General features: G+C 30.5%; 6 protein-coding genes. 4 read left to right on the top strand and 2 right to left on the bottom strand.

Features of this window, described 5'->3' with window-relative positions:
* Positions 1–246: 246 nt before the first annotated feature.
* Positions 247–597, bottom strand: coding sequence for a hypothetical protein (locus QNK89_RS07670; protein WP_340170425.1), 351 nt, complete (start codon positions 595–597; stop codon positions 247–249).
* A gap of 18 nt (positions 598–615) precedes the next feature.
* On the bottom strand, positions 616–1,590 hold the full coding sequence (locus tag QNK89_RS07675; RefSeq protein ID WP_340170426.1) for a polyprenyl synthetase family protein: 975 nt from the start codon (positions 1,588–1,590) through the stop codon (positions 616–618).
* Positions 1,591–1,715: 125 nt separating this feature from the next.
* Here QNK89_RS07675 and QNK89_RS07680 point away from each other — a divergent pair, with 125 nt between their 5' ends.
* The 4 genes from QNK89_RS07680 to QNK89_RS07695 all read left to right on the top strand — a co-directional run.
* Entirely contained in the window at positions 1,716–2,321 is a 606-nt protein-coding gene (locus tag QNK89_RS07680) for a TetR/AcrR family transcriptional regulator (protein WP_340170427.1), read from the top strand.
* Between the two features lie 4 nt (positions 2,322–2,325).
* The gene (locus QNK89_RS07685; RefSeq protein ID WP_340170428.1) at positions 2,326–3,642 is read left to right on the top strand and encodes a TolC family protein; all 1,317 of its coding nucleotides are present in this window, start codon (positions 2,326–2,328) and stop codon (positions 3,640–3,642) included.
* Between the two features lie 22 nt (positions 3,643–3,664).
* Positions 3,665–4,834 (top strand): efflux RND transporter periplasmic adaptor subunit, encoded by a 1,170-nt coding sequence (locus QNK89_RS07690; protein ID WP_340170429.1) that lies wholly within the window; start codon positions 3,665–3,667, stop codon positions 4,832–4,834.
* 9 nt (positions 4,835–4,843) lie between these two features.
* Positions 4,844–5,949 (top strand): efflux RND transporter permease subunit (locus tag QNK89_RS07695; RefSeq protein WP_340170430.1); only part of this gene is annotated, 1,106 nt, incomplete at its 3' end.

Below are 5,949 nucleotides of genomic sequence, written 5' to 3' on the forward strand. Positions count from 1 at the left end.
TTGCAGGAATCACGGGATAACCCCTGCAACATACTACATGTAAAATTTTTGCAGTAAAAGCTTGAGGAGAGTCAATTTCTTTTGAAATTTCTTTTGGACTTACTCTTCTTCCTTCTGTAGAGTTACAGGCTATAAAAATTGAAGCTTTTATAGCGTATTCACAAGCTTTTGAAAACATTATTTAACTATTATTATAATCATTATAAAGATACAAAACAACATAATTAATGACAATAATATCCCATACTAAGAATAGGTGTTTTTAAACCAAACCTTCTGCCATTCGCGTTTTAAAATTAAAAACGAAACTTTAGCAGCTAACTCAACAGTATCATCAACGTTTAAAGCTTTAACTTTATGTTCTGGAACATCAATTATATAGAGAAGATTAAGATACTCTGTAAATTTTTCTTGAATTAATTTATAAACAGTCTCGTGCAGTAACAACTTTAAACTAGATGGTAAAATATCCTCATTAAAATCTAAATCTATATTTGCGTACAAAAAATCTTTATTTAACTGTAGTATTAATTTTTTGTATAAATCTAATGTATTTGCTTCTTCTATTAAAGCATCAAAAGTTTCGGGTAATTTCATAGTATACATTACTGTAAATTACACTTTACGTGTCATTAAGGCATTACCAAACGCCTCTAATTGGCTTTTCTTTTCTTTATTAATACTTAGTGTTTCAAGAACAGAAAATGCCTTTTTTGTGTAATTTTCGATTTCCTTTTGAGTTGCTTCGGCAGATCCACTTGAGATAAAAAACTGTTTTACAGTAGAGATTTTTTCTTCATTATCTTTTAAGTTTACAGAAAACAGATGTTGAAGTTGCTTATTGTCTTGATTGTTTAAAAACTCTAACGCTTTCAAGTATAAATAGGTCTTTTTGTTTTCAATAATGTCGCCTCCTACTTGCTTACCAAACGTTTCTGGATTTCCAAAAGCATCTAAATAATCGTCTTGAAGCTGGAAAGCAATACCTAATAAACGTCCAAATTCATAAATACCATTTTGATCACTTTTTGAAGCATTTGCCACAATAGCACCCATTTTCATAGCTGCACCAACCAAGACTGCTGTTTTATATTCAATCATTTTTAAATACTGGGGTATGGTAACATCGTCTCGAGTCTCAAAATCTACATCGTATTGTTGCCCTTCGCAAACCTCAAGGGCTGTTTTACTAAATAGTTTTGCTAATGCTTGAAAAGTTTCTGACTCATAATTCTCAAATAATTGATATGCCATAATTAACATCGCATCTCCAGACAAAATACCAGTATTAGCATCCCATTTTTCGTGTACAGTTTGCTGTCCTCTTCTTAAAGGCGCTGCATCCATAATATCATCATGCACCAAAGAGAAATTATGAAACACCTCGATACTTAATGCAGCATCCATTGCCTTTTTATAATCGGTATTAAAAACCTCAGCACTCATTAATGTTAAAACAGGACGCAAACGCTTACCACCTAACCTAAGGATGTAATTAATAGGCTCATATAAATTTTTAGGTTCACGAACTTTAGAAAAAATTTCTAAATAATCTAAAAATGCGGTTTGGTAGTCTTGAGTGTTATGCATTTGGCAAAAATAATGTAAAAAGCTAAATAAATTGATTCATTAAAAAAATCTATGTTAATAAATTACTAAAACTTTGGAAACTTATATTGTTTTTAAAGTTTCCTTGTGTACATTTGCAGCAAATTATGAGAGAAAAAATTATACATAAGTCAAGAGAACTCTTTTTAAATCTTGGGTTTAAAAGTGTGACAATGGATGATATTGCTTCAGAAATGGCAATTTCTAAAAAAACCATATATGTTCATTTTAAAAATAAAACAAAATTAGTTGAGGCTGTAACGTTTCATCTTTTTGACACTATTTGTACCGGAATAGACTGTATTTGTAATACTTCTAAAAATCCTATTGAAGAATTGTATGCTATTAAAATGTTTGTAATGAAGCATTTAAATAACGAAAAAACATCACCTCAATATCAACTTAAAAAATATTATCCACAAATTCATGACTCATTAAAGGTTAAGCAATTTGAAAAAATGGATGACTCAGTAAGAGATAGTTTAAAACATGGTGTTGATACTGGTGTCTTTAGAAACAGTATCGATGTAGACTTTATCTCACGTATGTACTTTACTGGTATGACTGGAATTAAGGACAATATGTTTTTTCCAGCAGAACAATACACTATGGATTATTTAATGGAAAGCTATCTAGAATACCATTTACGTGCTATTGTAACAGAAAAAGGTATGACTGTATTAAACAACTTTATAACAAAAAATCAATCTTAAAATAATGACCAATAAAATTTTATTAATCCTTGTTTTGCTATCCACTTCTATAGGGTTTTCACAAGATGAAAAAACCAGCTTCACATTGCAAGAAGCAATCGATTATGCACTAGAAAACAACAGACAAGCAAAAAATGCAACCTTAGATATTGATGCTGCAGAACAACAAAAATGGGAAACTACAGCTACAGGATTACCACAGCTAAATGCAGCAGTAGACTACCAAAACGCACTTAAACGAAATGTTTTTGTAATAGGTAACGAATTTCTTGAAGTAGGACCTAAACAATCGCTATCTGCTACAGCTACTCTATCACAATTATTATTTGACGGCTCATATTTGGTTGGTTTACAATCTGCCAAAGTTTTTCTAGAAATCTCTAAAAACGCAAAAGAAAAAACAGATTTAGAAGTTAGAAAAGCTGTAATTAATGCCTATGGAAACATTTTATTAGCTGAAGAAAGTTTAGAGATATTAAAACGAAATATTTCAGTATTAGAAAAAAATCTAAATGACATTACTAAAATTTACGAAAACGGTCTAGAAGAAGAAGAAAGTGTAGAACAGCTTAAAATTACATTATCTGGTGTAAAAAGCAATCTTAATAATGTAATAAGACTTCGAGATTTATCATATCAGATGTTTAATATTACTATAGGAAAACCTATTGATGCTGTAACAACACTCTCAGAAAATTTACAACTTTTAACCGAACAAAATATAGTATTAAGTCTTCTTGAAGCAAATAATGATGTTACTAATACTATAGATTATAGAATTTCTGAAAATGACAAAAACGCTAAAGCACTTTTAGTGAAACTTGAAAAAAGCAAAGGTTTACCAAGCCTAAATGCTTCTTTAAATGGTGGATATATTGCAAATAGAGAAAATTTTAACTTTACTAATACAGGTGAAAAATGGTTTGGCTCTTCACTATTTGGTGTAGGTTTAAACATCCCGATTTTTAGTTCAGGGATGAGGAATGCAGCTATGGAACGTGCTAAAATTAATTTAGAAAAAGCTGAAATTGCATTAACAGAAACTGAACAAAAACTAAAATTACAAATTGCCTCTTCTAAAAGTAACTACCAATTTGCAATTGAAGATTATCAAAATAAAAAAGAAAACTTAAAACTTGCAGAACGTATTGAGAAAAAAAATCAAACCAAATTTTTTGAAGGTCTAAGCTCTAGTTTCGATTTACGTCAAGCACAAACACAATTGTATACAGCACAAGATGAATTATTACAAACTATGCTTGATGTCATTAACAAAAAAGCAGAACTAGAAACTGTTTTAAACGAAATATCAAAAAATTAATTCAATCAAAAAAAACTATAAAATGAAACATATATTTTCAGTAATAATCTTAACTCTACTTTTAGCTTCTTGTGGACAGAATAAAAAAAATACGGTTGAAAGCGTATTAGAAACCAATAACTTAGAAAACATTCGTGCTAAACGTGCAGAATTAGTAACACAGGAAGATGCTATTCATTCTAAAATAAAATTATTAGACGCAAAAATTAAAACATTAGATACTACACAAAACGTTCCTTTAATTACAACTTTTACTGCAAAGGAAGAAGTTTTTAAACACGTCTTAGAATTACAAGGTAATGTAACCACTAAAAACCTTCTTGTTATAACACCAGAATATAATGGAATTCTAACACACATATACGTAAAAGAAGGACAACGCGTCTCTAAAGGACAAGTTCTGGCAAAAATTGACGATGGTGGATTAAGCCAACAATTAGCACAATTTAAAATACAATCTAACTTAGCAAAAACTACCTTTGAGCGTCAAGAACGCTTATGGAACCAAAAAATTGGTAGTGAAATTCAATATCTACAAGCAAAATCAGCTTACGAATCTCAACAAGAAGCAATTAATCAATTACAACAACAAATCAATAAAACTACGGTTAGAGCTCCTTTTACTGGCACAATAGACGATGTTATTACAGAAAAAGGAAATGTTGTTGGAGCAGGACAAACACCGCTTATACAGATTGTAAATTTAGACAACATGTACATTGAAACAGATGTACCAGAAAGCTATGTGTCAAACATAACAAAAGGTAAGTCTGTTAGAGTAGAATTTCCTGTTTTAGGTAAAAATATCAATACTAAAATACGTCAAGCTGGTGATGTTATTAATCCTGTTAATAGAACTTTTAAGGTAGAGATAGATGTGCCAAATAAAGACAAAAGCATCAAACCAAACCTTACTGCAAGACTTAAGATTAACGATTACACAAACGAAAAGGCCATACTTGTTCCACAAAGTATTATTTCGGAAAATGCAGAAGGCGAACAATACGTTTACGTTGTAATTAACAAAAAAGACAATAATGAAGGTGTAGTAAATAAAATTATTATTAAAACAGGTAGAACTCAAGGTGATGTTATCGAGGTTTTAGAGGGTATCACAAATAAAGCCGAACTAATCTTGGAAGGTGCACGTAGTGTTAAGGATGGACAAACAGTTAAAGTAATAAACTACTAAACCAAAAAAATGACTAAAAAGAAAAAACAAGGCGATAAAGAATTTGGTTTATCATCGTGGGCAATTAATAACAAAACCAAAATGTATGTGCTTATTGCAGTTATCTTTTATTTAGGTATTGCAGCATTTTTTAGCATGCCAAGAGAAAATTTCCCAGAAGTAAACGAAACTAAAATTTATGTTAGTTCAATCTATCCTGGAAATACAGCAGAAGATATTGAAAAACTTATTACAGACCCTTTAGAAGACAAACTAAAAACGGTAAGTAATGTTGTAGAAATAACATCAACATCTCAAGAAGATTATTCTATGCTTGTTGTTGAGTTTGATGAAGGTATTACTGTAGATCAAGCAAAACAAAAAGTAAAAGATGAGATAGATACAGAAACAGCTAACGAAGATTGGCCGACTTTTAATGGTGCAAAAGTAAGTCCAGATGTTTTTGAATTAAGCCTTTCTGAAGAAATGCCAATTATAAACATTAATATATCTGGAGATTACCCAATTCAGAAACTAAAAGAATTTGCAGAATATCTTCAAGATGAAATTGAAGATTTGCCAGAAATTAAAAAGGCAGATATTCGTGGTGCTCAAGATAAAGAAGTTGAAGTCGCTGTAGATATTTATAAAATGATGGCTGCCGAAGTCACTTTTAACGATGTTACAGGAGCAATAGGCAATGGTAATTTAACCATGTCTGCAGGTAATTTAAAAGCTAGTGGACAAAGACGAACGATTAGAATTATTGGTGAAATTGAAAAGCCCTCAGAATTAGAAAAATTCGTTGTAAAATCTGAAAAAGAAAAATCTATTTACCTAAAAGATATTGCAGAAGTATCTTTTAAAGAAGAAGATAAAACAACTTTTGCTAGAGAATATGGTGAACCTGTAGTAATGCTAGATGTTAAAAAACGTGCAGGTAAAAACATGGTTGCTGCAGCAGAGCAAATACAAGTTATTGTAAAAAATGCTATAGATAATGTATTCCCAAAAGATCTATCTGTAACTGTAACTAACGATCAATCTTCTGTAACCATTGGACAAGTAGATGATTTAGTAAACAACATCATATTTGGTGTTATTTTGGTAGTCACAGTTTTAATGTTCTTTTTAGG

Origin of the sequence: Lacinutrix sp. (assembly GCF_037625555.1) — a bacterium.
Classification (GTDB): domain Bacteria; phylum Bacteroidota; class Bacteroidia; order Flavobacteriales; family Flavobacteriaceae; genus Lacinutrix.

What these genes read in the sequence shown, in the direction of transcription:
- QNK89_RS07670 (WP_340170425.1), bottom strand. Translation starts at nt 597, where the DNA reads ATGAAATTACCCGAAACTTTTGATGCTTTAATAGAAGAAGCAAATACA.
- QNK89_RS07675 (WP_340170426.1), bottom strand. Translation starts at nt 1,590, where the DNA reads ATGCATAACACTCAAGACTACCAAACCGCATTTTTAGATTATTTAGAA.
- QNK89_RS07680 (WP_340170427.1), top strand. Translation starts at nt 1,716, where the DNA reads ATGAGAGAAAAAATTATACATAAGTCAAGAGAACTCTTTTTAAATCTT.
- QNK89_RS07685 (WP_340170428.1), top strand. Translation starts at nt 2,326, where the DNA reads ATGACCAATAAAATTTTATTAATCCTTGTTTTGCTATCCACTTCTATA.
- QNK89_RS07690 (WP_340170429.1), top strand. Translation starts at nt 3,665, where the DNA reads ATGAAACATATATTTTCAGTAATAATCTTAACTCTACTTTTAGCTTCT.